This is a genomic window from Streptomyces sp. NPDC020742 (assembly GCF_040641675.1).
Taxonomy (GTDB): Bacteria; Actinomycetota; Actinomycetes; order Streptomycetales; family Streptomycetaceae; genus Streptomyces.
On sequence record NZ_JBFAEA010000004.1, the window covers coordinates 1 to 25,715 of the forward strand.

General features: G+C 71.2%; 19 protein-coding genes, 1 tRNA gene and 1 riboswitch. Of the genes, 6 read left to right on the forward strand and 14 right to left on the reverse strand.

Translation table 11 applies throughout. The annotated features are described in order from the left end of the window. Positions 1-150 precede the first annotated feature (150 nt). Positions 151-1,038, reverse strand: a complete 888-nt coding sequence (locus AB0G84_RS09460) for a Bax inhibitor-1/YccA family protein (protein WP_361317878.1) — start codon at positions 1,036-1,038, stop codon at positions 151-153. 555 nt (positions 1,039-1,593) lie between these two features. Here AB0G84_RS09460 and AB0G84_RS09465 point away from each other — a divergent pair. Together AB0G84_RS09465 and AB0G84_RS09470 are read left to right on the forward strand one after the other, a co-directional pair. Beyond that, positions 1,594-4,440 carry a CDP-glycerol glycerophosphotransferase family protein gene (locus tag AB0G84_RS09465; protein ID WP_361317880.1) on the forward strand — a complete coding sequence of 949 codons (2,847 nt, stop codon included), beginning with the start codon at positions 1,594-1,596 and terminating at the stop codon, positions 4,438-4,440. After that, positions 4,440-5,609, forward strand: a complete 1,170-nt coding sequence (locus AB0G84_RS09470) for a glycosyltransferase (protein ID WP_361317882.1) — start codon at positions 4,440-4,442, stop codon at positions 5,607-5,609. The genes AB0G84_RS09465 and AB0G84_RS09470 overlap by 1 nt, the downstream gene beginning before the upstream one ends. Before the next feature lie 115 nt (positions 5,610-5,724). Here the strand turns inward: AB0G84_RS09470 and AB0G84_RS09475 are convergent. Beyond that, positions 5,725-5,806 (reverse strand) — tRNA-Leu (locus AB0G84_RS09475). 483 nt (positions 5,807-6,289) lie between these two features. On the opposite strand from AB0G84_RS09475, the gene AB0G84_RS09480 reads away from it, so the two are divergent. After that, on the forward strand, positions 6,290-7,072 hold the full coding sequence (locus tag AB0G84_RS09480; RefSeq protein ID WP_361317884.1) for an ABC transporter ATP-binding protein: 783 nt from the start codon (positions 6,290-6,292) through the stop codon (positions 7,070-7,072). Positions 7,073-7,122: 50 nt separating this feature from the next. Then, entirely contained in the window at positions 7,123-9,648 is a 2,526-nt protein-coding gene (locus tag AB0G84_RS09485) for an FtsX-like permease family protein (protein WP_361317886.1), read from the forward strand. A gap of 76 nt (positions 9,649-9,724) precedes the next feature. Here AB0G84_RS09485 and AB0G84_RS09490 read toward each other — a convergent pair whose 3' ends face one another. The 10 genes from AB0G84_RS09490 to AB0G84_RS09535 all read right to left on the reverse strand — a co-directional run bounded on the left by AB0G84_RS09490 (position 9,725) and on the right by AB0G84_RS09535 (position 21,904). Continuing rightward, positions 9,725-11,044: a cyclopropane-fatty-acyl-phospholipid synthase family protein gene (locus tag AB0G84_RS09490; protein ID WP_361317888.1), complete on the reverse strand. Its 1,320-nt coding sequence runs from the start codon at positions 11,042-11,044 to the stop codon at positions 9,725-9,727. Between the two features lie 208 nt (positions 11,045-11,252). Next, positions 11,253-12,632: an NAD(P)/FAD-dependent oxidoreductase gene (locus AB0G84_RS09495; RefSeq protein WP_361317890.1), complete on the reverse strand. Its 1,380-nt coding sequence runs from the start codon at positions 12,630-12,632 to the stop codon at positions 11,253-11,255. Positions 12,633-13,094: 462 nt separating this feature from the next. Next, complete coding sequence (locus tag AB0G84_RS09500; RefSeq protein ID WP_361317892.1) at positions 13,095-14,141, reverse strand: Ppx/GppA phosphatase family protein; 1,047 nt, start codon at positions 14,139-14,141, stop codon at positions 13,095-13,097. Continuing rightward, a complete protein-coding gene (locus AB0G84_RS09505; RefSeq protein ID WP_361317894.1) occupies positions 14,138-14,686 on the reverse strand; it encodes a DUF501 domain-containing protein in 549 nt (182 codons plus the stop codon). Before AB0G84_RS09505 ends, AB0G84_RS09500 begins: the two co-directional genes overlap by 4 nt. Before the next feature lie 116 nt (positions 14,687-14,802). Further along, positions 14,803-15,255 (reverse strand): septum formation initiator family protein, encoded by a 453-nt coding sequence (locus AB0G84_RS09510; RefSeq protein ID WP_361317896.1) that lies wholly within the window; start codon positions 15,253-15,255, stop codon positions 14,803-14,805. Positions 15,256-15,434: 179 nt separating this feature from the next. Beyond that, positions 15,435-16,724, reverse strand: a complete 1,290-nt coding sequence (gene eno / locus AB0G84_RS09515) for a phosphopyruvate hydratase (RefSeq protein ID WP_361317898.1) — start codon at positions 16,722-16,724, stop codon at positions 15,435-15,437. A gap of 335 nt (positions 16,725-17,059) precedes the next feature. After that, positions 17,060-17,731: a transglycosylase family protein gene (locus AB0G84_RS09520; RefSeq protein WP_361317900.1), complete on the reverse strand. Its 672-nt coding sequence runs from the start codon at positions 17,729-17,731 to the stop codon at positions 17,060-17,062. A 7-nt stretch (positions 17,732-17,738) separates the two neighbouring features. Next, positions 17,739-17,908: riboswitch (cyclic di-AMP (ydaO/yuaA leader) on the reverse strand. Between the two features lie 251 nt (positions 17,909-18,159). Next, the gene (locus AB0G84_RS09525; RefSeq protein ID WP_361317902.1) at positions 18,160-19,242 is read right to left on the reverse strand and encodes a transglycosylase family protein; all 1,083 of its coding nucleotides are present in this window, start codon (positions 19,240-19,242) and stop codon (positions 18,160-18,162) included. A gap of 273 nt (positions 19,243-19,515) precedes the next feature. Continuing rightward, a complete protein-coding gene (locus AB0G84_RS09530) occupies positions 19,516-20,751 on the reverse strand; it encodes a cytochrome P450 (protein ID WP_361318551.1) in 1,236 nt (411 codons plus the stop codon). A gap of 271 nt (positions 20,752-21,022) precedes the next feature. After that, a complete protein-coding gene (locus AB0G84_RS09535) occupies positions 21,023-21,904 on the reverse strand; it encodes a LysR family transcriptional regulator (RefSeq protein WP_361317904.1) in 882 nt (293 codons plus the stop codon). A gap of 154 nt (positions 21,905-22,058) precedes the next feature. On the opposite strand from AB0G84_RS09535, the gene AB0G84_RS09540 reads away from it, so the two are divergent. Beyond that, positions 22,059-23,363, forward strand: a complete 1,305-nt coding sequence (locus AB0G84_RS09540) for an MFS transporter (protein ID WP_361317906.1) — start codon at positions 22,059-22,061, stop codon at positions 23,361-23,363. Here the strand turns inward: AB0G84_RS09540 and AB0G84_RS09545 are convergent. Together AB0G84_RS09545 and AB0G84_RS09550 are read right to left on the reverse strand one after the other, a co-directional pair. Then, positions 23,321-24,334 (reverse strand): nucleoside triphosphate pyrophosphohydrolase, encoded by a 1,014-nt coding sequence (locus AB0G84_RS09545; RefSeq protein WP_361317908.1) that lies wholly within the window; start codon positions 24,332-24,334, stop codon positions 23,321-23,323. The genes AB0G84_RS09540 and AB0G84_RS09545 overlap by 43 nt on opposite strands. Before the next feature lie 88 nt (positions 24,335-24,422). Continuing rightward, entirely contained in the window at positions 24,423-25,061 is a 639-nt protein-coding gene (locus tag AB0G84_RS09550) for a SurA N-terminal domain-containing protein (RefSeq protein ID WP_361317910.1), read from the reverse strand. A gap of 201 nt (positions 25,062-25,262) precedes the next feature. On the opposite strand from AB0G84_RS09550, the gene AB0G84_RS09555 reads away from it, so the two are divergent. Beyond that, positions 25,263-25,697 (forward strand): GNAT family N-acetyltransferase, encoded by a 435-nt coding sequence (locus tag AB0G84_RS09555; RefSeq protein WP_361317912.1) that lies wholly within the window; start codon positions 25,263-25,265, stop codon positions 25,695-25,697. Positions 25,698-25,715 lie beyond the last annotated feature (18 nt).

Genomic DNA, 25,715 nt, shown 5'->3' on the forward strand with positions numbered 1-25,715 from the left:
AACGCTCGGCTGGGAAACCCCAGCCGAGCGCCTGCATAAACTGCTCGCGGCCTGATCAACACGACCACGTGTTGCGACGACCCCTAGAAACCGCCGTGCCTGCGGGCCCTTCGGCCGTTCGTCCGGGCCGGCGGTGCCGGCGCCTTGGCGTCAGTCGCCCCGGAGGATCGAGATCAGCCGCAGCATCTCCATGTAGATCCACACCAGGGTCAGGGTCAGGCCGAACGCGGCCAGCCAGGACTCCTCACGCGGGGCACCGTAGGCGATGCCGTCCTCGACCTGCTTGAAGTCCAGCGCCAGGAAGAGCGCGCCGAGGACCACACCGACGATGCCGAAGACGATGCCCAGGCCGCCGCTGCGGAAGCCGAGGCCCTCGCCGCCGCCGAACGCCATGAACAGCACATTGACCAGCGACAGCAGGACGAAGCCCAGCGCCGCGATCATCACGAAGCGAGTGAAGCGGGCGGTGACCCGCACGATCCGCGTCTTGTAGGCGACCAGCATCGCCACGAAGACCGCCATCGTGCCCAGCACCGCCTGCATCGGGGCGCCGCTCATCTTCGGCAGGTCGTTGAGGAAGCCGCTGAGCGCGCCGAGGAAGACACCCTCCAGCGCCGCGTACGACAGGATCAGCGCGGGCGACGGCTTGCGCTTGAAGGACTGGACGAGGCCCAGCACCATCGCGACCAGGCCGGCGCCGACGGCGAAGCCGAGCCGCTCGGTCAGGAACAGCCAGCCGACCGTGGCACCGGCGATGACCGTGCCGAGCGTCATGCCCGTGCGCATGACGACGTCGTCCATCGTCATGGTGCGGGTCTGCGGCGCGTACTGCGGCGGTGCCTGGGTGCCGGGCTGCTGGCCCTGGACGTAGGGGGTGGCCGGGGCCTGGGCGTAGGGGTTACCGCCCTGTGCGTAGGGGTTGGTGCCGGCGTACGGCTGCGCGGTGGGCCCCCCGGCCTGCGGCGGTGCGTTGAAGCCCGCGTAGCCGGTGTCGCGGCTGAAGCCCCGTCGCGAGAAGACCGGGTTGCTGCTCCTCATCCTCACTCCTCCATGGCCGCCCTGCGCGGCCTTGACGGCAAGCGTAATAGCTTGGCAAAGACGCGTCGCTCGTTCTTGAGCAGGATCTTTCCCCGATCCTGGGAGGACACGTCCGCCATGAGGAGGACGTACGGGACGGCGCGGAGGTGCCCGGACCGGGCGGCCGACCGCCATGGCGGACTCGAACTGTTATTTCCCCGCGCTTCCGGCCACTTCCGACTATGTGCCGCTCCTTCCGATTACCGACCGCCTCTTTGATCACTTCCGCCGGCAACACTGCGCACGGAATCCGATAAATGTCTGATCGCAACACGGCTCACAGGGCCGACAGGCAACCGATTCAGCGGGGGACCCGTCTTCCACTCTGGCCGGAACCCGCCCCGGCGGGCGGATGTGCCAAGAGGACACATGGTCAAGATCCGAACGCCGGACCGCCCTTCCTGATGCGCCAGTGACTCACTGTGCGTAGCGCCACCGGCGCGATCGGTTGTAATCCGAGGGTACAGATAGGGCTATTCTGGCGGGAAACAGCAGCGAAAGAGGGTTGAGGTCCCTGTGCCTGACGTCTCAGTAGTCGTCATCGTCTACAACGACGCCGACCGGTTGCCGACCGCGGTTCAGTCCGTGCTAGATCAAACGCTCCGGGACGTCGAGGTGGTGATCGTCGACGACTGCAGCACCGACCGTTCTTTCGAAGTGGCGCAGCAACTCGCGGCGGATCATCCCGGACGGGCCAGAGCCTTCCAGCTACCGGAGAACAGCGGTGGCTGCGGCGAGCCGCGCAACTTCGGCATCCAGCACACCCAGGGCCGGTACGTCATGTTCCTGGACAGCGATGACGTCCTGGAGGCCAATGCGTGCCGGAACATGCTGGAGGCGGCCGAGAAAAACGGCTCCGACATCGTTTCCGGTCAGTGTGTGCGGCTGCATGTGGACACCCGCAACCAGAAGCGGGACGAGTGGTATTCCTGGCTGTACTCCACCACCCGCACCGTTGATTCCGTAACGGAATTCCCCGATCTGTTTGTGTGGGACACCCTGTCCACCAACAAGTGCTATCGGCGCGAATTCCTCATGGAAAACAATCTCCACTTCGTCAAGGGGTTGTTCTACGAGGATCTGCTGTTTATCGCCGATGCCTACCTCGCCGCGAAGCGGATCACCCTGATCCCCAATCAGGTCTATTTCTGGAACGTCTACACGCAGGGCGCCGTGAAGTCGGTGACAAACCGTCGACACGAGATGAAGAATTACATCCACCGGCTGGAGGTCCACAAGCGGATCGACGCCATGCTGGCGGAACGCGGGCTGACCGAGATAAAGCTCGCCAAGGACGTCAAATTCCTCAAGCACGACCTCGTGCTGCATCTGCGGGATCTGCCATTCCGGGACAACGCCTACCGCCGGGAGTTCGCCGAGCTCTCCCGGGAGTACCTCGCCGGCATCTCCCCCGAGGCGTACGAGCGCGTTCAGCCGATACAGGCCATCTGCGCGTATCTGCTCCAGCAAGGTGACTGGGAGAACCTGATCCCGGCGGTCGACACGCTCACCAACCGCACCAAGGTCTCCTCGCCGCTCGTCGAGCACGACGGCCGGATCTACTGGTGCGACGGCCACTTCGACGACGCGTTCGGGCGCACCGTGCTGGACGTGACCGGTCTCGGCTACCACGAGAAGCCGGTCAACCAGCTGTTCCTGCGCAACCAGCTGACCGGCTACCGCGAGTCCGGCCGGTCGGTCGCGCTGACCGGACGGATCACCAATCCGCTGGGCGTGATCCCGGCGGGCGCCGCACTGAAGGGCCGGCTGGAGTTCAGCGCCCGGCGGCGGAGCCTGCAGTCCTTCCAGTTCCCGGTGCGGGCGCTGCGCCACGAGGGCGACACCATCCACTGGGAGGCGGTGGCCGACCTCACCGCGAAGCTGCGCCCGCTGGGCATCGTCGACACCATCTGGGACGTCCGGCTGCACCTGGACGTGGACGGGGTGCGCACCACCACCCGGCTCACCGTCGCCGACACCGAGCTGTCCGGCGGCCTGCCGGTCCGGCCGCGGCTGACCCGGATGGTCGCCGACCACCTGGAGCCGCACGCCTCGGCCAAGGGCCATCTGGCGTTCCGCCTGATCAGCGAGAACCGCAACGCCGAGCGCGTACAGGAGCTGATCACCCGCGGGGTCCGCGGCAAGCCGGGGACGCTGGCCAAGTCCGGCTACCGCAAGGCGAAGGCGCTGCGCCAGAAGGTCACCTCCGGCGACAACAAGCTCCGCGCCTACCACGAGGTGTTCTGCCGGCTGCCGATCAAGAAGCGCACGGTGGTCTTCGAGAGCCACCTGGGCAAGCAGTACAGCGACAGCCCGCGCGCGATCTACGAGGAGATGAAGCGGCAGGGCCTGGACTTCGAGGCCATCTGGTCGTACGCCGGGTCGCCCAAGGACTTCCCCAAGGGCGTCACCCTCGTCAAGCGCTGGTCGCTGCCCTACCTCAAGGCGCTGGCACAGGCCGAGTTCTGGGTGGACAACCAGAGCTACCCGCTCAAGCTCACCAAGCGCCCGGAGACCACCTACGTCCAGACCTGGCACGGCTCGGCGCTGAAGAACATGGGCTTCGACCTGCCGTCCCTGAAGGCGCAGACCCGGCAGCAGCAGACCGAGCAGCAGCGCGCCCTGGACCGCTTCGACCGGTTCCTGGTCCGCTCCGAGCACGATGTGCGCACCCTGGCCCGGGCCTTCCGGCTCAAGGAGCGGACGCTGCTGCGGGTGGGGTACCCACGCAATGACGCACTGGTGCACGCCCGGCAGCGCGAGGAGGAGCTCGGGCGGCGCGAACGCGGGCCGCTGGCAGCGGAGTTGGGCATTCCCGAGGACAAGACGGTGCTGCTTTACGCGCCGACCTTCCGCAAGGCCGGCGGCCGGCACGGGCGCTTCGAATTGCCCTTCGACGTCGAGCGTTTCGCCGACCAGTTCGGCGACCGCTATGTGCTCCTGGTGCGCGCCCACTACCTCAACCATGTGGTGCTGCCGCCGACCGTGCAGGGCCGGGTCATCGACGTATCGGCGCGCCATGACGTGACGCCGATCTTGGAGCTGGCCGACGGCCTGATCACGGACTATTCGTCGGTGATGTTCGACTACGCGCTGCTCGACCGTCCGCTGGTGTTCTTCACCTACGACTACGACGAATACGTCCACGAGGGCCGGGGCACGTACTTCGATCTGCTGGAGCACGCCCCGGGCCCGGTGGTCCGTACCGAGGACGAATTCCACCAGGCGATCAAGGCGTTCGAGACGCAGGCCCTCGAATACGCCGGGAGCCGCGGGGAATTCGTCGCCAAGTTCGGGGAATACGACCGGGGCGACGCCGCCCGGAGCATCGTCGATCAGTTCTTTGCGCAGTGGAGCCGTTGATGACCAAGCCGTACGCAGCCGAGCCGCGGGACATCTTCTTCGTCTCCAACAGCGTCAACGAGGTGGGCGGCGTCACCAGCTGGTCGCACCAGATGGCGCGCCTGTTCAGCGAGCGGGGCCACCGGGTGCACCTCATCGGCATCGTGCCGCCGCCCGAGGGGCGGGTCCACGAGCTGGCCGACGACCTGCCGTTCAAGACCACCACGCTCTACACCGAACACCCGCCGACCGTCCGCCCCGTGCGCGGGCTGAAGGACCGCCTCAACCTCGCCGAGCAGCGCCGCCGGGCCGCCCGGGAGGCGGGCATGCACGCGCAGGCGGCGAAGATGAGCACGCTGTTCCGGGCGGCCGGGCCGGGCGCGGTGGTGATCGTCACCCAGGTGTGGGCGATGGAGTGGGTGGCGCTGGCCGATACTGCGGGCCTGTCGGTGATCGGTATGAGCCATGAATCGTTCGAGACATGTCGTAAGTCATCCCGCTTCGGTCGCGTCAAGCGCTTTTACTGCGACGTCGACCGGATGCTGACGCTCACCCGCGAGGACGCCGACCGCTGGATCCGGCAGCGGATGGACAACGTCGGGTTCATGCCGAACCCGCTGCCGTTCTTCCCGGACGTCCCCTCGGACCGCTCGCGCAAGTGCGTGGTCAGCATCGGCCGGCTGCACGAGGAGAAGGGCGTCGACCTGCTGCTGGAGGCCTGGGCACAGGTGGCGCCGCAGCACCCCGACTGGACGCTGCGGATCTACGGCTCCGGCGAGGAGGCCGAGGCGCTGCGCAAGCAGGCGGCGGAGCTCGGGGTGGCCTCGTCGGTCGAGTGGATGGGGCGCACCGGCGATGTCCCCGGGGCGCTGCGGGAGAGCGCGGTGTTCGCGCTGAGTTCGCGCGGTGAGGGCTTCCCGCTGGCACCCATGGAGGCGATGGCGACCGCCGTGCCGTGTGTGGCCTTCGATGTGGCCCCGGGCGTGCACGAGATCATCACGGACGGCGCGGACGGCTTCCTCGCCCCCCCGGGCAATATCACCGAATTCGCCCGCCATCTCGACACCCTGATGTCCGACAAGGCGCTCCGGGACACGATGGGCGAAGCCGCCCGGGAGAACATCCAGCGGTTCTCGACGGACGAGATTGTCGCCCGGTGGGAGAGCTTGTTCGAGCTCATCGAGCGCTAGGGCAACCGCCCGCCCGACAACGGAAGAATGCGAGAAGGGCCGCCGGCTTTCACCGGCGGCCCTTCTCGTTGAAAATTCAGCCAAGCGCCTGTCTTTGACCCGCGGTTCGCGGCAGTGCCCGGAGCCGGACTTGAACCGGCACGGCCCGTAGGCCAGCGAGGTTTAAGCTCGCCGTGTCTGCATTCCACCATCCGGGCCTGGGATCCCCCATGCCACCTCAAAGAGGGCAGCACGAGCGTAGCCCGCAGCGCACGATGCAGATCGGCCGCTCATCCCGAGGTTGTCTTATTTTATTGGCAACTGAGGGTGCATCAGCGCTGGGTACAGGCCTTCGGCACATGCCGGAAGCCTGACCGCGCCAGAACCCCCCGCGGCGCAAATTGGTGCCCGAATTGACGGAAACTCGACGCCCCGTCATCCTGCCCGTCACCCCTGCGGGTGGCGGCCTCCGACCGCCCCGCGACGCGCCCGCACCGCGCCCGCACCTGAGGGTCCCGTCTCCTCCCCAGGGAGGATCGAGCGGTCCGCGGCTACTTCCCAGGGGTGGTCGAGGACGGCCACAGGGGCTGACGTCCTCCTCGTTCTCCTGACCCACGATGGAAACCGTCCGCTGACGTCCGCGGTGTTCCCCCTCACCCCGCGGCCCCGATGGCACCCTCGTACGACAGGAGCTCACTCCCGTGACCACCACCCACTCCGGCGTCGCCACCGCCGGCCGCACCACCGCGGTGGCCGCCCGCGCCACGGATCTCAGCAAGGTCTACGGACAGGGCGAGACCCAGGTAGTCGCCCTGGACGCGGTCTCCGTCGAGTTCCGGCAGGCCCAGTTCACCGCGATCATGGGCCCGTCCGGCTCCGGCAAGTCGACCCTGATGCACTGCATGGCCGGCCTGGACTCGATCTCCGGCGGCTCCGCCAGGATCGGCGAGACCGAACTGACCGGCCTGAAGGACAAGAAGCTCACCCAGCTGCGACGCGACAAGATCGGCTTCATCTTCCAGGCGTTCAACCTGCTGCCGACCCTGAACGCCCTGGAGAACATCACCCTGCCGATGGACATCGCCGGCCGGAAGCCGGACCGCGCCTGGCTGGACCGCGTGGTGGAGACCGTCGGCCTCGCCGGCCGGCTCAAGCACCGGCCCAGCCAGCTCTCCGGCGGCCAGCAGCAGCGCGTCGCGGTCGCCCGCGCGCTGGCCTCCCGGCCCGAGATCATCTTCGCCGACGAGCCCACCGGCAACCTCGACTCCCGCTCCGGCGCCGAGGTGTTGGGCTTCCTGCGCAACTCCGTGCGCGAACTGGGCCAGACCGTGGTCATGGTGACCCACGACCCGGTCGCCGCGTCCTACGCGGACCGCGTGGTCTTCCTCGCCGACGGCCGGATCGTCGACGACATGCCCGACCCGACCGCCGACCTGGTGCTGGAGCGGATGAAGGGCTTCGACGCCAAGGGCCGCACCAGCTGACCCCCAGCAGCCATCCGCACTCCGGACCTCTCCTCCAGGATTGACCCACCATGTTCCGTACCGCCTTGCGCAATGTGCTCGCGCACAAGGCCCGGCTGCTGATGACCGTCCTCGCCGTGATGCTCGGCGTGGCCTTCGTCTCCGGCACCCTGGTCTTCACCTCGACCATCTCCGACGCGTACCAGGCCAGCTCTCAAAAGGGCTTCGACGACGTCGACGTGGCCATCCGGCCGCACTCCGGCGACAGCGGCCCCGGCGCACCCGCCCCCCTCGACCAGAAGCTGCTCGACAAGGCCGCCCGGGTGCCCAACGCGGCCTCCGCCACCGGCATCGTCTCCGGCTTCGCCGCCATCGCCGACAAGAAGGGCGAACTGCTCGGCAACGGCTTCTCCACCAGCGGCGGCAACTACTACCCCGGCTCCGACGGCAAGGACGCCCGCTATCCGATGCAGAGCGGCGAGGCCCCCCACGGCCCGCACGAGTTCGCACTGGACGCGCGCACCGCGGACAAGGGCGGCTACAAGGTCGGCGACACCGTACGGATATCCGTCGACGGACCGGTCCACGAGCAGAAGCTGACCGGCATCTTCACCACCGACGACGGCGCTGTCGCGGCCGGCGGCAGCCTCGCCCTGTTCGACACCGCGACCGCCCAGAAGCTGTACGGCATGCCCGGCGGCTTCAGCGAGATCGACGTCAAGGCCGCGCCCGGCACCTCGCAGACGGAGCTGAAGTCCGCGGTCGACAAGGTGCTGCCCAAGGGCAGTGCCGAGGCCACCACCGGCAAGCAACTGGCCGACGACATGGCCAAGATGGTCGCCGAGAAGATGGACGGCATGAAGACCGGCCTGCTCGTCTTCGCCGGTATCGCGCTGTTCGTCGGCGTCTTCCTCATCGCCAACACCTTCACCATGCTGGTCGCCCAGCGCACCAAGGAGCTGGCGCTGCTGCGCGCGGTCGGTGCCAGCCGCCGCCAGGTCACCCGCTCGGTGCTGATCGAGGCGTTCGTCGTCGGCACGGTCGCCGGGGTCACCGGCATGGCCGTCGGTATCGGCATCGGCGCCGGACTGCGCGCCCTGATGAGCAACCTGGGCAACACCGTTCCGGACGGTCCCCTGGTGGTCTCCCCCTCGACCGTGCTGATCTCCCTGGTCGTCGGCGTCGTCATCACCGTGCTGGCCGCCTGGCTGCCGGGGCGCCGCGCCGCGAGGATCCCGCCGGTCGCCGCGATGAACAGCGTGCACGCCACCGCCACCACCAAGTCGCTGGTGCTGCGCAACACCATAGGTGCGCTGTTCGCGGGCGCCGGTGCCGCCGGGGTGCTGGTCGCCACCGGCATGTCCGACGGCAAGCTGGTGATGGGTGGCGGCGCGGTGCTGCTGCTGATCGGTGTGTTCGTCCTGACGCCGTTGCTGTCCCGGCCGCTGATCGCGCTGGCCAGGCCCGTCCTGCGGGTCTTCGGGATCGCCGGCACCCTCGCCGGGCAGAACGCGGTCCGCAATCCGCGCCGTACGGCCGCCACGGCGTCCGCGCTGATGGTCGGGCTGACGCTGATCACCGGAATGACGGTGATCGCCGGCAGTGTGCAGACCGGCATCGACAAGCAGGCCACCGCCGCGCTCAAGGCCGACTACGTGGTCTCCATGTCCACCCGCACGCCGCTCTCCCCCGACGTGGCGAAGAAGCTGGCCACCCTGGACGAGGTCACCGCCGTCAGCCCACTGCGCCTGTCCGGGGCCCGGGCCGGCAGCGACCACACGGTACTGGCCGGCGTCAACGGCAAGGACTTCGACAAGCTCACCCGGCTCGACTTCACCCAGGGCTCGCTGGGCGCGCTCCACGGCAACCACGTGGTCGTGGACGACCACACCGCCAAGCAGAAGGGCCTGCACCCCGGCTCCCGCCTCCCGGTGACCTTCGAGGACGGCAAGAAGACCACGCTGACCGTCTCGGGTGTCTACCAGGGCAACCAGATGCTCGGGGGCGTCATCCTGGACAACGCCACCCTGGCCCCGCACCAGAAGCAGGCCACCGATACGCAGGTGCTGGTCAAGACCCGGGGTGGCGCCACCGACGCCACCAAGGAAGCACTGGTCACGGCGCTCGGCAAGAACCCGGCGATCTCCGTCGCCGACAAGAAGCAGGTCTCCGAGGAGATCGCCCAGGCGTTCACGCTGATGCTGAACATGCTCTACGGGCTGCTGGCCATGGCCGTGATCGTCGCGGTGCTCGGCGTCATCAACACCCTGGCGATGTCGGTCTTCGAGCGCTCGCAGGAGATCGGCATGCTGCGCGCCATCGGCCTGGACCGCAGCGGCATCAAGCGGATGGTGCGGCTGGAGTCCTTGGCGATCTCGCTCTTCGGCGGGGTGCTCGGCATCGGCCTGGGCATCTTCTTCGGCTGGGCGGCCGGTGAACTGATCAGCGCCGACCTGAAGACGTACGAACTGGTGCTGCCCTGGGGCCGGATCGGCCTCTTCCTCGCAGCGGCGGCGGCGGTCGGTGTGCTGGCGGCGCTGTGGCCGGCCCGCCGGGCGGCCCGGCTGAACATGCTGGAGGCCATCAAGGCGGAGTAGCGCGGAACAGCCGCCGGAAGTGCGCCGGGCCCGGACGGGGCCCGGCGCCCTTCCGTATCAGCCCCGCCCAGAGGCGTCAGCCCGCCCAGACCCGCGGGCGCAGCGGCATCCCCGAGGTGCCCGGCTCCGGGGTCCGGACCGCCAGCACCTGGTTGACTCCTATGCGGTTGCGCTCGAAGGACAGCGCCGACGCCGCCATGTAGAGCCGCCAGACCCGGGCCCGCCCCGGCGAGGTCAGCCGCACCGCCCGGCCCCAGCGCTCCTCCAGGTTGGCGACCCACGCCCGCAGGGTCAGGGCGTAGTGCTCGCGGATCGCCTCCACGTCCCGCACCTCGAACCCGGCCTCCTCCAGCTGGGCCACGGTCCGGCCGACCGGCGCCAGCTCCCCGTCGGGGAAGACGTACCGGTCGATGAACTCGTCGACGCGGTAGGCCTCCTCGTCGGGCAGCGGCCGCCGGCCGATCTGGTGGTTGAGCAGCCGCCCGCCGGGCCGCAGCAGGGCGTACAGCGCGCCCGCGTACTCCGCGTACTGTGCCCGGCCGACGTGCTCGGCCATCCCGATCGAGGAGATCGCGTCGAACGGCTCGTCATGGATCTCGCGGTAGTCCTGCACCCGGATCTCGATCCGGTCGCCGAGCCCGGCCTCGGCGATCCGCTTGCGGGCGTAGGTCGCCTGCTCCTCGGAGAGGGTGATGCCGACGGCCCGTACGTCGTACTCGCGGGCGGCGTGCAGCACCATCGAGCCCCAGCCGCAGCCCACGTCCAGCAGCCGCTGCCCCTCGGTGAGGCCGAGCTTGCGGCAGATCAGGTCGAGCTTGTCGCGCTGGGCGTCCTCCAGCGTGCCCAGGGTGCCGTCGGCGGAGCCCCAGTACGCGCAGGAGTAGACCATGGACGGGCCGAGCACCAGCTCGTAGAAGTCGTTGCCGACGTCGTAGTGGTGGCTGATGGCCTGTTTGTCGCGCAGCAGGGTGTGCAGCGGTCCCCGGCGGCGTCTGAGCTCCTCGGCGGGCGGGGCGGGCGGGACGGGCGCGCCGGCCAGGGCGAGCAGGTCGCGGACGGCGGTACGGACCCCCGGGCGGGCCAGGGCGCGCAGTGCGGTGGCCCTCGGGTGCCCGGGGGCGTCGGGGCCGCGCTCCCAGATCAGCCCGGCGAGCAGGTCGAGAGCCGCGTAGAGATCGCCGTCGATGTCGATGTCACCGGCCACCCAGGCGCGGGCCAGGCCGAGTTCGCCGGGCTTGAACAGCAGGCGGCGCAGGGCGCGGCGGTTGCGGAAGACCAGGGTGGGGGCACCCGGCGGACCCGACTCGCTGTGGTCCCAGGCGCGGATCCGTACCGGGAGCGGAGCCCCCAGCACCTCCTCGGCGAGCTTGGTGAGCCGCCCAGCGGCGTCGGCCATGTCGCACACCTCCGTGTTGACGAGTCGGGCATCCGGGCGAAAGCAGTTTCACCCACCACGTAAACGTCAAGGGGCCGCCCGGATAGTCCCGTTCACCCGCTAGGGAACCGCACATCGGCGACTTTTGGCCACGGCGCACACGCCGAAGGGCGCCCGCCCCACGGATGGCGGACGCCCTTCGGGCTGGTCGGGGTACCCGACCGGGACTTCAGGAGGCCTTGGCCTTCGGCTTGTCGGCCGCGGCCGGAGCGGGGGCCGGCTTGGCCGCCTCGTAGAACTCCTCGCGGGGGTTCTCCATGGCGCCGAGCGAGACGACCTCGCGCTTGAGGAACATCGCCAGCGTCCAGTCGGCGAAGACCCGGATCTTGCGGTTGAACGTCGGCATCGCCATGCCGTGGTACGCGCGGTGCATGTACCAGGCGAGACGGCCCTTGAGCTTGATCTTCATCTTGCCCATGACGATCATCGCGACGCCCTTGTGCAGGCCCAGACCGGCGACCGCACCCTTGTTGGCGTGGCTGTACTCCTTCTGCGGGAAGCCCCGCATGCCGGAGAGCACGTTGTCGCCGAGGACCTTGGCCTGCCGCAGCGCGTGCTGCGCGTTCGGCGGGCACCAGGCGTTCTCGTTGCCGTTCTTGCGGCCGACCATGTCCGGCACCTGGGCGTTGTCGCCCGCGGCCCAGATGTAGTCGGTGCCCTGCACCTGGAGGGTGGCGGCGGTGTCGACGTGACCGCGCGGGCCGAGCGGCAGGCCGAAGCGGGCCAGCGCCGGGTTGGGCTTGACGCCCGCGGTCCACACGATGGTGTTGGAGTCGACCTCGAGGCCGTTGTTCAGCTTGACGTGGCCGTCGACGCAGGAGTCCATGCCGGTCTTGAGGTAGACCTCGACGCCGCGGGACTCCAGGTGCTCCTTGCCGTAGGCACCGAGCTTCGGGCCGACCTCGGGGAGGATCTTGTCGGCGACGTCGACCAGCAGGAAGCGCATGTCCTCGCGCTTCACGTTCTTGTAGTACTTGGCGGCGTCGCGGGCCATGTCCTCGACCTCACCGACGGTCTCCGCACCCGCGAAGCCACCGCCCACGAAGACGAAGGTCAGCGCCTTGCGGCGGACGTCCTCATCGGTCGTGGAGTCGGCCTTGTCCAGCTGCTCCAGGACGTGGTTGCGCAGGCCGATGGCCTCCTCGATGCCCTTCATGCCGATGCCGTTCTCGGCGAGGCCGGGGATCGGGAAGGTGCGGGAGACGGCGCCCAGCGCGACCACCAGGTAGTCGAAGGGCAGCTCGTACGCCTCGCCGACCAGCGGGGCGATGCTGGCGACCTTGCGGTCCTGGTCGATGGTGGTGACCCGGCCGGTGAGGACCTCCGCCTTGGGCAGCACGCGTCGCAGCGGGACGACGACGTGCCGGGGGGAGATGCTGCCGGCGGCGGCTTCGGGGAGGAAGGGCTGGTAGGTCATGTACGACCGCGGGTCGACGACCGTGACGGTCGCCTCGCCGTAGCGCATCTGCTTGAGAATGCGCCGAGCTGCGTACAGGCCTACGTACCCACCGCCTACTACGAGGATCCTGGGACGCTCCGTGGTGCTCATGCAATCGAGTATCCACCCCCACATGGGGGGTCGCTCGTGAGCCCCTTCACAAGAACGTAGGGGGTATCTGCTACACTCCGCCGGCTTCGTGACCGACGCCATAGTCCGGGGCGGAACCACCGTGCCGCGCGAGGCGTTGGAGACCCCTACTGATCAGGGCCTCTCCCCCCACAGGAGGCCGAATCACGCCTTCCACGGGCGGACCGCCGGCGCGGCGGCACCCACGCAACTTCCGGGTCGAGAGGGCCTAGGACCTTCGAATGAGGGTCGGACGATCAGATTGTTCGCCCAACGGGAGGCTTTTTCATGTGAAGGATTTCACGAACCTTTTTTCCCAGACGCGCGCAGCGACCTCCTTCAGGCCTTCCTGAGCCGCTCGGACGGGCCGCCGGCTCGCTCAAGAGCCCCGTCGGCAGAGGCCGTTGCCGGCCCCTGCCTGCCGTGCGCCGGCCCGGCGGCGGCTCAGCCGGCGATGCTCCAGGCAATGCCGTCGAGGATGTCGTGCTCGCTGACCACGACCTCCCTGGCGCCGGACCGCTCCATGACCGACAGCAGCACCAGCGCGCCCGCGGCGATCACATCGACCCGGCCCGGGTGGATGACCGGGCTGGCCGCGCGCTCGGCGTGGGTGGAGGTCAGCAGGTGCTCGGTGATCTCACGGACCTTCGCCAGCGGGATCCGGGAGTGGTGGATGGCCGCCGAGTCGTAGTGGGCCAGGCCCAGCGCGATACCGGCGACGGTGGTGACCGAACCGGCCAGGCCCACCAGGGTGGCCGCCTCGCCCAGCGGGACGGCCTCCTCGGCCCGGTCCAGCGCTGCGGCGATATCGGCCTTCATGGCGGCGATCTGCGCCGGTGCGGGCGGGTCGGTGAGCGAGGTGTGCGAAGCACTCGTTGCGGGGCGGTGGTCGGGAGACGGGTGGGCCTCGCCCTGGTGCACCAGGTGCCGCTCGGTCATCCGCACGCAGCCGATGTCGACCGAGCGCGCGGCCCGTACCGAGCCGTCACCGAGGACGAACTCGGTCGAGCCGCCGCCGATGTCCACCACCAGGTAGGGCTGCGGGAGGCCCACCCGTCGCCCACCGCCCCCCTCCCCGGGAAGCCGCTCCGCGCCTGCCGCCCCAATGGCGGTGAGCTCCTTGGTGGCGCCGGTGAAGGAGAACTCCGCCTCCTGGTCGCCGGTGATCACCTCGGGCTGCACGCCCAGTATGTCCACCACGCCGCGGACGAAGTCCTCGCGGTTCTCCGCGTCCCGGGAGGCCGAGGTCGCCACGAAGCGGACCTGTTCCGCGCCCAGCCCCTTGATCACCGCGGCGTACTCCCGGCAGGCCGCGAAGGTGCGCTCCAGTGCCTCGGGCGCCAGCCGCCCGGTGCGGTCCACGCCCTGGCCCAGCCGGACGATCTGCATCCGGCGGTCGAGCTCCTTGAGCTCGCCGGTCCGGGGGTCCGCGTCCGCCACCAGCAGGCGGATGGAGTTGGTGCCGCAGTCGATGGCGGCGACGCGCTTCACCGGGACTCCCCCTCGTCGTTGTCGTCACCGGCGCACGGGCTGACGCACGGCCCCTTCTTCCACCACTCCGGCAGCATCGCGATCGCCTCGTCACCGAGCGGATTGACGCCCGGGCCGGCCGCCAGCGAGTGGCCGACCAGGACGTGCAGGCACTTGACCCGGTCGGGCATCCCGCCGGCGCTGGGGAAGCCCGCCAGCACCTCGATGGTGTCCCGGCGCCGGATGTAGTCCTCGTGGGCCGCGCGGTAGGCGGCGGCCAGTTCCGGGTCGGTCGCCAGCCGCTCGGACATCTCCTTCATCACGCCGTTGGCCTCCAGCGTGCCGATCGCGGAGGCCGCGCGCGGGCAGGTGAGGTAGTAGAGCGTGGGGAAGGGCGTGCCGTCCTCCAGGCGCGGCGCGGTCTCGACGACGTCCGGCTGGCCGCAGGGGCAGCGGTGCGCGATGGCGCGCAGTCCGCGCGGCGGGCGGCCCAGCTGCTCCTTGAAGGCGGCGATGTCCGCGGCGGTGGGCTCGGTGGGCTCGGTCTGGGGCGGAGGGGTTTCCATGTGCGCTTTCGGTGAGATGGGTGGTGAGGCGGCGGGGGCCGTCCCTGTCGACAGTACGGGCCGGCGGGCACCGGCGGTACGGCCCGGGACACACCGGCGGCCGGGCCGGGGCCGGCCTAACGCTTGTCGGCCGAGTCGACCGCACTCCACAGGTTCTCGTACCAGGGGCGCTGTGCTGCCTGCGGGCCCTTGGGGGCCGCGCCGGTGCCGGTGCCGTCCTGGACGATGTAGCCGGTCTCGCCCGGCATGACGTAGTGCAGGTGCCGGCGGGCCTGCTGGCGTACGTAGGCGGGGTCCTGCCAGCGGGCCTTCTGCTCGCGCAGCCGGTCCAGCGCGGCGCCGGCGTCCTGGGCCCTGCGGCGCTGGTCGGCGATGTCGGAGCGCTGGGAGACGTACTGCCTTATCGGGTACGCCAGCGCGACGACCAGGGAGCACATCACCAGCGCCAGCAGGGCCGCGCGGCCGGTGAGGCGGTTGCGGCGGGCCGGGCGGGCGCGGTAGACGCGGGCGGCGGCCTGCTCGCCGAGCGCCTTGAGTCGGGTCGCGGTCGAGAACCGGTCCGCGGGCACGTCGTCTCCCCTTCGCTGGCTGACGCCGGAGGGCATCACGCCGGACTGCATCAAGCAGGTACGTCCCCGGCAACGGTACGGGACCGTCGCCGGGGACGTGCTGGTGACGGGCGGACGCCGCGTCGTGGCCGCGCTGCGCGCAGGGACGCGCGTGCCCGCTGCTGGGCGGCGCGCCGTCCTTACTGGCCCGCGGAGCGGAACCGCGGGAAGGCGGAGCGGCCGGCGTACACCGCGGCGTCGTCGAGGATCTCCTCGATGCGCAGCAGCTGGTTGTACTTGGCGACGCGCTCGGAGCGGGCCGGGGCGCCGGTCTTGATCTGGCCGCAGTTGGTGGCGACGGCCAGGTCGGCGATGGTGACGTCCTCGGTCTCGCCGGAGCGGTGCGACATCATGCACTTGAAGCCGTTGCGCTGGGCCAGCTCGACGGCGTCCAGGGTCTCGGTCAGCGAGCCGATCTGGTTGACCTTGACCAGCAGGGCGTTGGCGGAGCCCTCCTCGATGCCGCGGGCCAGGCGCTCGGGGTTGGTGACGAACAGGTCGTCGCCGACCAGCTGGACCTTGGCGCCGAGCTTGTCGGTGATGACCTTCCAGCCGGCCCAGTCGTCCTCGAACAGCGGGTCCTCGATGGAGACCAGCGGGTACGCGGAGACCAGCTCCTCGTAGTACTCGGTCATCTCGGCGGCCGAGCGGGCCTTGCCCTCGAACTCGTACGAGCCGTCCTTGTAGAACTCGGAGGCGGCGACGTCCAGGGCGAGCGCGATGTCCTGGCCGGGGGTGTAACCGGCCTGCTGGATGGCCTCCAGGATCAGGTCCAGGGCCTCGCGGTTGGAGCCCAGGTTGGGAGCGAAGCCGCCCTCGTCGCCGAGGCCGGTGGACAGGCCGCGCTCCTTGAGGACCTTCTTGAGGGTGTGGTAGACCTCCGCGCCCCAGCGCAGCGCCTCGGAGAAGGACTCCGCGCCGATCGGCGCGATCATGAACTCCTGGATGTCCACGTTGGAGTCGGCGTGCGAGCCGCCGTTGAGGATGTTCATCATCGGGACCGGCAGCACGTGCGCGTTCGGGCCGCCGAGGTAGCGGAACAGCGGGAGGTCGCTGGCCTCGGAGGCGGCGTGCGCGACGGCGAGGGAGACGCCGAGGATGGCGTTGGCGCCGAGCGAGCCCTTGTTGTCGGTGGCGTCCAGGTCAAACATCGCCTGGTCGATCAGCCGCTGCTCGGTCGCGTCGTAGCCGACCAGCTCCGGGCCGATCTGCTCGATGACGGCGAGGACGGCCTTCTCGACGCCCTTGCCGAGGTAGCGGTTCGGGTCGCCGTCGCGGAGCTCGATGGCCTCGAAGGCACCGGTCGAGGCGCCGGACGGCACGGCGGCACGGCCCGTGCTGCCGTCGTCGAGGCCGACCTCGACCTCGACCGTGGGATTACCTCGCGAGTCGAGAATTTCGCGGGCTACGACGACGTCGATGGACGGCACGTTGTCTCCTTCATGGGTGTCTGGAGTTGCAGCACGAGCCTAACGGCCCCGGGCGCGTCCGCCTGCCCTTGGCCCGCTCCGTGGGACGGAACGGCCCGGAATACTTAGCAAAGGCCTAGTTCGCGGGATGTTTACCCACATTGTTCGCGGAACGGGGAAAACCCAAGATCGTGGCCGGTCAGCGGCGGGTGGCAGAGCGGGCCGAACCGAGAAACCCCGCCACGGCGCGCTGGGGGAAGTGCGCGCCGCGGCGGGGTCGTCTCAGGAGGAACGCGATCCGGACGGGACCGCCGGTGCCCGCCGCCCGGGCCCGGTCGATCCCGGTACCGGACGGCTCAGACGTGGAGCTTCTGGCCCGGGAAGATCAGGTTCGGGTTGCCGCCGATGACCGACTTGTTGGCCTCGTAGACGGACTTCCAGCTCGTGCCGTGGGCCTTGGCTATCTTGGCGAGGGTGTCGCCCGCCTTGACGGTGTAGTTGCCGTGGCCCAGGGACTTGCGCTCGGTGGAGCGCGAGGCGTGCTGCTCGGCGGCCGGGGCCTTCTTGGCCTCGCTCTTGGTCGCACCCTGGTCCTGCTGCGGGGCCGACTTGGTCTGGGCCGAGGAGCCGGAGGTGTCGACGTTGGCGGCCGGGCCGCCGGCGGTCAGGCCGCCCGCACCGGCACAGGACCAGGCGCCCGGGCCCTGGATGGCCAGGAGCTTCTCGGCGGCGGCGATCTGCTGGGACTTGGTGGCCAGGTCGGCGCGCGGCGCGTACTGGGTGCCGCCGGCGGCGGCCCAGCTGGAGTTGGAGAACTGCAGGCCACCGTAGTAGCCGTTACCGGTGTTGATCGACCAGTTGCCGCCGGACTCGCACTGGGCGACCTTGTCCCAGGTGGCGACGGAGGCGGCGGAGGCAGAGGTGGCGCCCATCAGCGGGACGGCCACGGCGGCACCGGCGACACCGGCGAGGGTGGCGACGCGGGCGGCCTTGGAGGGACGACGGTGCTTGCCCTTGAAGATCAGCATGGTTGGTTCGTTTCCTCACCGACGCCTACGAGGTGAGCTGTCGGGTTCGGGCTGTGAGTGGCCCGGCCGGGTGTGGGTCCCACACCCGGCTTCACCCCAAGCCGGCTGACCCGCTTTCACGGGCCGGGGCGGCACTTACCTTGGGTCCCCCGCTCCTGCCTTCGGCGCGTGCGCGTCAAGTGCCTCCGGCCGCCGGCAGGATTCGGCGTGCGGTCGAAGGGCCCGCTTTAGCGAGCGGTCATGAACGTAATCAGTAACCCTCGGGATGTTCAAACACCCTCAACTGAACCGAGTTGGCTACTTTTGATCACGACCTGGTCACATCTCCGCAGGTGGGGCACCGTGTGACAGCCCCGTACGGATCGGGGTTCACCCGGCGCAACGAGACGCTTGTCTCACTTTCGCCAAACCGGGCGAAGGGCCGTGAACTACCCCGCGTCGCGCCCGAGATCGAGCCGCTGCCCAGGCTGGATCAGGTCCGCGTCGGAGCCGATGACACCCTCGTTCCGCTCGTAGAGCGCGGTCCAGCCACCGGACAGCCGGTGGGCGCGGGCAATGGCTGACAGGCTGTCACCGGGGCGCACGGTGTAGTCCCCGCCGCCGACCGGGTCGCTGCGGTGCGCGTCGTCGCCGCGGGAGGCGTGCCGGCCACCGGAGGCGCGGTCGGCCCCGTCACCCTCGTGCGCGTCCGCACCGCCACGGTGCCGGCCCTTGGTGGGCTCGTCGTGCGGGGTGCCGGTCGTGTCGGGGCGGCTGCCGCCGTCGGACGGGTCGGCCGGGGCGGACGGGTCGGTGGCGCCGTCGGACGGGTCGGCCGGGGCGGACGGGTCGGTGGCGCCGTCGGCGCTGCCGGAGCCGGCCCCGCCGTCCTCGTCACCGCCGGGCGCGGCGGGGCCGGACGGCTCCCGGTCTTTCCCTCCGCTGCGGTCGGCGCCGTCGGAGCCGGACGGGTCCTCGGTGGGCGCGGAGGGCGAGGGCGTGGCCTGGGACGGCTCGCCGGAGGGGCCGGGCAGGCTGTCGGACAGGCCGCTGTCGGGGGCCCCGGGCTCGTCGGAGGAGTCCGTGGACCCGTCGCCGTCGGACGGGGCGGGCCGGGGGGTGCTGGTGCTGCCCGGGTCGACCTGCGGTATCCGCCCGTCCTGGGTCAGCCCCGCGTTCACCGCACAGCTCGGCCAGGCGTCCGGACCGCGGTCGTCCAGGATCGACTCAGCCACCGCGATCTGCTGGGCGCGGCTGGCGAGGTCGGGGCGGGAGGCGTAGGCCGAGCCGCCGTAGTGGTCCCACATCTGCTGGGTCAGCTGCAGCCCGCCGTAGAAGCCGTTGCCCGAGGCCGCGCTCCACACCCCGCCGCTCTCGCACTGGGCGACCCGGTCCCAGGTCGCGGTGTCGGCGGCGTGTGCACCGCCGGCGGAGAGCAGCGGCAGCGCGAGTCCCGCGCCGGTGACTCCCGCCGTGACAAAGATGGCCGGTGCCTGACGGGGGCGACGGTGTCGGCCGTTCCCGGAACGCATGCAGGTGCCTTTCGCGCGGCGGTTGAGTTGTCGGACGACCCCGTTCGCTTCCCACGAACGTGCCGACGGGCCACCCGCCGGCCGATGCGGGCAAGGCGTCCCCTTACCTCGGTCCGCCCCGTCACCGCTTCCGCCGATCGAGTGAATCCCCTCGGATCCTGTCGATCGTCGGTGGAAAGGTAGCCGGGGTCACGGGTAGTCACAAGTCGGTGTAGCGCAGATCACGCTTAGGTCACGCACCTGACGTCACGTCAGTTTCGGTCCCACCGCTGGTCAGGGCTGCTCGGGCCGGAACTCCACCGGCAGCGAACGCAGTCCGCGCATGATGAGCCCGCCGCGCCAGCGCAACGCCTCCGGATCCGCCGCCAGCTTCAGGTCCGGAAGGCGCGTCAGCAGCGTCGCGAGGGCGGTCTGCCCCTCAAGCCGGGCGAGCGGTGCGCCCAGGCAGTAGTGGATGCCGTGCCCGTACCCCAGGTGCTGGTTGTCCCGCCGGGTCAGGTCGAGCACGTCCGGCTCGGTGAAGCGTTCCGGGTCGCGGTCCGCGGCGGCCAGCACCACCAGGACCGGGTCGCCCGCGGCGATCCGCTGCCCGCCGAGCGTCAGCTCCTCGGTCGCGAACCGCCAGGTCGCCAGCTCCACCGGGCCGTCGAAGCGCAGCAGCTCCTCGATGCCGGTGGTCAGCAGCTCGGTGTCGCCGGCCAGCAGCGACTTCTGCAGCAACTCGCGCTGGGCGGGGTGGCGCAGCAGGGCGTAGGTGCCGTTGCCGATGAGGTTGACGGTGGTCTCGAAGCCGGCGAACAGCAGGATGAACGCCATCGCGGCGGCCTCGTTCTCGGTGAGGTGCTCGCCGTGGTCGGAGGCCCGGATCAGGCCGGAGATCAGGTCCTCGTCCGGCTCGGGGTGCTCCCCCAGGGACGCCCGCTTGCGGTGGATCAGCTCGGCGAGGTAGCCGCGCATCTTCTTCACCGAGCGGGCGACCCCGCCGCGCGGCCCCCCGCCGTGGCGGATCATCATGCCCGCCCAGTCGCGGAAGTCGTCCTGGTCCTCCTCGGGGACGCCCAGTAGGTCGCAGATCGCGTAGATCGGCAGCGGGAAGGCGAACTCATGGATCAGATCGGCCTCCCCGCGCCCGGCGAAGCCGTCGATCAGCCGGTCGGTCAGCTCCTGGACGCGCGGGGCGAAGGCCGCGACCCGGCGCGGGGTGAAGGCCTTGGAGACCAGCCGGCGCAGCCGGGTGTGGTCGGGCGGGTCGATGTTGAGCAGGTGCGTCATCAGGTTGGCGCTGCGCTCGCCGGGGATGCCGACCTTGCCCTTGCCGTGCGCGGACTCGCTGTGGTGCACCGGGTTCTTGGAGAGCCGGGCGTCGGCGAGCGCCTGCCGCGCCTCGGTGTAGCGGGTCACCAGCCAGGCCTCGACGCCACTGGGCAGCGCCGTGCGGTGCACCGGGGCGTGCTCGCGCAGCCAGGCGTACGCGGGGTACGGGTCGGCCGCGAACTCCCAGGTGAACAGCTCGGGGGCGGGGGGCCGCCCGGCCGGGTCGGCGGCCGACGCCGGGCAGCCGGCGGGGGGCTGGGCGGGGCCGGTCCCGGGGGCGGTGCCCGGGGCGGCGGCGGGGTTCGGCGCGGGATGGGCGTGGGGCTCGTGGTGCACCTTCCGACCGTAACCGGTGGGCGCACAACGGCGCTCCGACGGACGGAAGGGCACCGGGCCCGCTCCCCACCGGGCCCGGCCCGACAACCAGGCCCGGCTCGACAACCGGGCCCGCTCCGGACGACGCGCCCTACCCCTCCCCCGCGTCCACCCCCAGCCCCGCCAGGAACGCCAGCGCCGCCGGCGAGGGCCCGAGCGCGCTCCACACCACCCGCTCGGTGCGCTCTGGCGCCGGCCGGGCCCGGACCAGGTGCAGTCCCGACAGCTTCGAGGCGATCGCCTCCGGCACCATGCCGATGCCCAGCCCGGCCCGCACCAGTTGCGCCAGGAACTCGACGGTGGTCACCTCGAAGGCCACCTCCGCGGTCAGCCCCGCCGCCCGGAACGCCTCATCGCGCTGCCGGCGGGCCGCCGACCCCGCCGTGAAGTCCACAAAGGTCTCCCGGGCCAGCCGGGAGAGCGTGGTCCACTCCCGCCCGGCCAGCGGATGCCCCGGTGGCACCACCGCCACCAGCTCACCGCGCGCCAGCACCCGCTCCCGTACGCCGACGGTGCGCACGCCGGGCGCCAGGCCGACGAAGGCGACGTCCAGGGTCCCCTCCCGCACCTTCGCGATCAGCGGATCGCTCATCTCCATCTGCAGGCCGATCCGCACCTGCGGACAGCGGCTGCGGAAGTCGCCCAACTCCCGGGCCAGGTCCACCGCCGCGACGGTCGAGATCGCCCCCACCGCCAGCCGGCCGCGCACCTCGCCGGTCGCCGCCGCCACCTCCGCCCGGGCCCGCTCGGCCGCCTGCAACGCCTGCCGGGCGACCGGTACGAAGGCCTCGCCGGCCACGGTCAGCCGGACGCTGCGGCTGGTCCGGTCGAACAGCCGCGCCCCCAGCTCCTTCTCCAGCCGGGCGATCTGATGGCTCAGCGCGGACTGCACCACATGGCAGCGCTCCGCGGCCCGGGTGAAGCCGCCGGTCTCGGCCACCGCGACGACGTAGCGCATCTGCTGGAGCTCCATGGCGTCGATGCTAGGCGGCAACGATCGCGATAAGCGATGGATGAAATGACAACAATGCGTTGGACTCATCGATGGAGCCGGACCCAGGCTGGGTGGCGCCCGCCGCCCCGGTGGTGCCGGGCACCCGCACACCCACCGAACGGGGAGGTCATCGATGGATCCCGACCACGGCCCGGAGCCGGGACCCACACCGCGGGACGGGCGGCCCGGCGGGCTCGGACGCGGCACCCTGCTGCTGATGTCGCTCGCCGCCGGGCTGTCCGTCGCCGGCAACTACTTCGCCCAGCCGCTGCTCGACGTCATCGGCCGCGACCTCGGCCTGTCCGCCGCCACCGCCGCGCTGGTGGTGACCGTCGCCCAGGTCGGCTCCGGCCTCGGCCTGCTGTTGCTGGTACCGCTCGGCGACCTGCTGGAGCGCCGCCGGCTGGCGGTCACCCTGTGCGCGGCGACCGCCGCCTCCCTCACCCTCACCGCCAGCGCACCGAACACCGCCCTGTTGCTGACCGGCACCGCCCTGACCGGCCTGGCGTCGGTCGCCGCCCAGGTCGTCGTGCCCTTCGCGGCGACCCTGGCGGCGCCCGCCGAGCGCGGCCGGACCATGGGCACCGTGGTGACCGGGCTGCTGCTGGGCATCCTGCTGGCCCGTACCGCGGCCGGGCTGCTCGCGGAGTTCGGCGGCTGGCGCACCGTCTACTGGGTCAACGCCGCGCTGATGCTGCTGATGGCGGTGCTGCTGCGGCTGAAGCTGCCCGCCCTGCACACCACGGCCGGCCTGCGCTACCCCGCGCTGCTGCGCTCCACCCTGGCCCTCTTCGGCCAGGAGCCGGTGCTGCGCCGGCGGGCGGCGCTGGGGGCACTGACCTTCGCGGGCTTCAGCACGCTGTGGACCGCGCTGACGTTCCTGCTGTCCGGCCCGGCCTACGGCTGGCGGGAGTCGACCATCGGGCTGCTGGGGCTGGTCGGCGCCGCCGGCTCGCTCGCCGCCTCGGTGGGCGGCCGGCTGGCCGACCGGGGCCTGGCCCACCACGTCACCGGCACCGCGGCGCTGCTGCTCCTGGGCTCCTGGGGCCTGCTGGCGCTGGGCGGTGTGGGCGGCACCGGGGCGCTGGCGGCGCTGCTGGCCGGCGTGGTCACCCTGGACCTGGCCGCGCACGCACTCCACATCAGCAACCAGAACCTGGTGTACGGCGTGCGCCCGGAGGCCCGCAACCGCCTCAACTCGGCGTATATGACCAGCTACTTCGCCGGCGGGGCGGCGGGGTCGGCGCTCACCTCGGCGGTGTGGGGCGCCGCCGGCTGGACCGGGGTGTGCGCCCTGGGTGCCGGCCTGGCGGCGGCGGTCGTGGCCGTGTGGACCTACGACCGGCTGCGGCCGGTGCCCCCGCAGCGCCCGGCGGTGCCCGCACCCCGAGGGTCCTACTCCGTACCGGCCTCCGCGGCCAGCACCGCGTCGCGGTAGGTCCGTGCCGCGGCCCGCAGGGCGGCCTCCGGGTCGACGCCCTCGGCCTCGGCCCGAACCGCCATCGCCAGGAGTTCGTAGCCGATGCCCTCGCCCGCCGGCGGGGCGACGTCCAGCCCCGCGGTCCGCACCCGCGAGGCCAGCTTCGCGGCGAGCGCCAGCCCGGGCTGGGCCAGCGGGACGCCCTCGGTCACCGACTGCCGCCGCTTCTCCTGCGCCTTGGTCCGCAGCCAGTGGGCCTTGACGTCCTCGGGGGTCTCGGCCGCTTCCTCGCCGAAGACATGGGGGTGGCGGTGGATCAGCTTGTCGACGATCGTGCCGGCCACATCGTCGAGGGAGAACGGCTCGTCCGGGTCGTCCTGGGCGATCCGGGCGTGGAAGACGACCTGGAGGAGGACGTCGCCCAGCTCCTCGCGCAGCGCCTCCCGGTCGCCCTCCTCGATGGCCTCGACCAGCTCGTACGCCTCCTCGATGCCGTACTTGGCCAGGTCGCGGTGGGTGCGGATGCTGCTCCAGGGGCACTCCGCGCGGATCTGGTCCATGACCTGGACGAGGTCGAGCAGCCGGGCTCCGGGCAGGTCGTACGAGCCGGGCAGCAGCTCCAGGTCGGGCATGGTCTCGCGGCCGGATCCGGCGAGCCGGGCCAGCCCGTCGGTCAGCGCGCTCTCACCGTCCGCCGAGGTCAGCACCACGGCCGTACGGTCGTCCGGCACGCAGTAGTCGACCAGCTCGCGGGCCGTCGGGGCGGCGGTCTCCACCGCGATGCCGGCCTCGCGCAGATACGGCAGCTGCGGGTGGTCCGCGTCGGCGCACAGCACCCGCGCGGCCGCCCGCAGCAGCTGCCACGCGGGCCAGGACAGCAGGCCGGGGGCGACCCGGTGGCTGGTGGTGAGCAGGACCAGGCGTCCGGTGCCGCCGCCCTCGGTGCGGGCGTCGGCGCCGGTGTCGGCGGCAGAGGCGTCAGCGTTCACGCCTCGAACGTAACGCACCGCACCGACAGCGCCGGGCGCCGGCCGCCGCTCCCGCACCGCCCCGGCGGCGCGGGAGCGCCCCGGGCCGTCAGGCCTGCTGCTTCGGCGGCGCGCTGGTGATCCAGGGGTCCTTGGTCCGGCCGAGGATGACCTGCTGGTCGTCCCAGCTGCCGAAGCGCGGGTTGACGTCGATGCCCATGGCCCGGGAGGTCCGGGACAGCTCCCGGGCGAGCTTCTGCTGGCCCTCGGGCCGACCCCGGTCGGCGTGCAGGTGCTGGGCGACGCCGTCCAACAGCAGCTGGTTGCGGACCATGCCGTCGACCTCGTCGGGGGCGATGCCCTGCTGCAGCCACATCGCCTGCAGCCGCTCGGCCCCACCGGCCTGCTGCTCGGCCCGGGCGCGCCACTTCTGGACGTCACGGCGGGTGACCTCCACCCCGGCGTCCGCGGCGCTGCGCGCCAACACCCGGTCGAAGATCATGCCGTTGAGGGTGGCCAGGCTCAGCCGTCCGGTGTTCATGATCAGCTGGCCGCCCTGCGGGGACTTGGCCTGCGCGGCCCGTACGTCCTTCACCTTGGCCTGTAGCTGTGCGACGGTGATCCGCTTGCCGTCGACAACGGCCGCGGCACCGGGGTGGGCCTCGCCCCCACAGGCGGTGAGCAGCGGGGTCGCGGCCAGCAGAGCGGTGGCGGCGGAAACGGAGAGCGCTGTCCTACGGCGGAACACATGGCCTCCCGGCAGATCGTGCGACGGAGTCTCGACCTTGAGTGATCGATGCTATGGAGTCGTGGTGGCCCAGGCCACTGCTTCGGCCAACGATCCGCGGCGGGGTCGGTTTCCCCGCACCGGGCCGGCGGGCCGCACCGGCGCCGCCCCGGAGCGGAAATGCCGTTGACGGGCCGGGGCGGCGCTGGCTTTCCTGCTGCGATGTCGCTCCTTCGCATCGAACAGCCCGACGACGAGGCCTCCTTGACGGACTGGCAGCACGTCCACAACCGGATCATCCCCACCCACCGGCTCTCGCTCGACGAGGTGCGGGAGCGGTCCGGGCGCAACCACCTTGAGGTGGCGTACCTCGACGACGTCCTGGCGGGCTGCAGCACGGTGCGCCCGCCCGAGGACGGCACCGCCACGGTGATCGCCCGGGTGCTCCCCGGCCACCGCGGGCGGGGGCTCGGCCGGCGGCTCTACGCGCGAGGGCTGGAGCGGGCGCGGGATCTCGGCGCCGAGGTGGTCGAAACGGTGGTGCTGGCCTCCAACACCGAAGGGCTGCGGTTCGCGGAGCGGCAGGGCTTCGTGGAGGTCGAGCGCTATCTGCTGCCGGGCGAGACCATTCCCTGGTACACCCTGCGGCTCTCCTGAGACCGGCCGGGCGCGGCC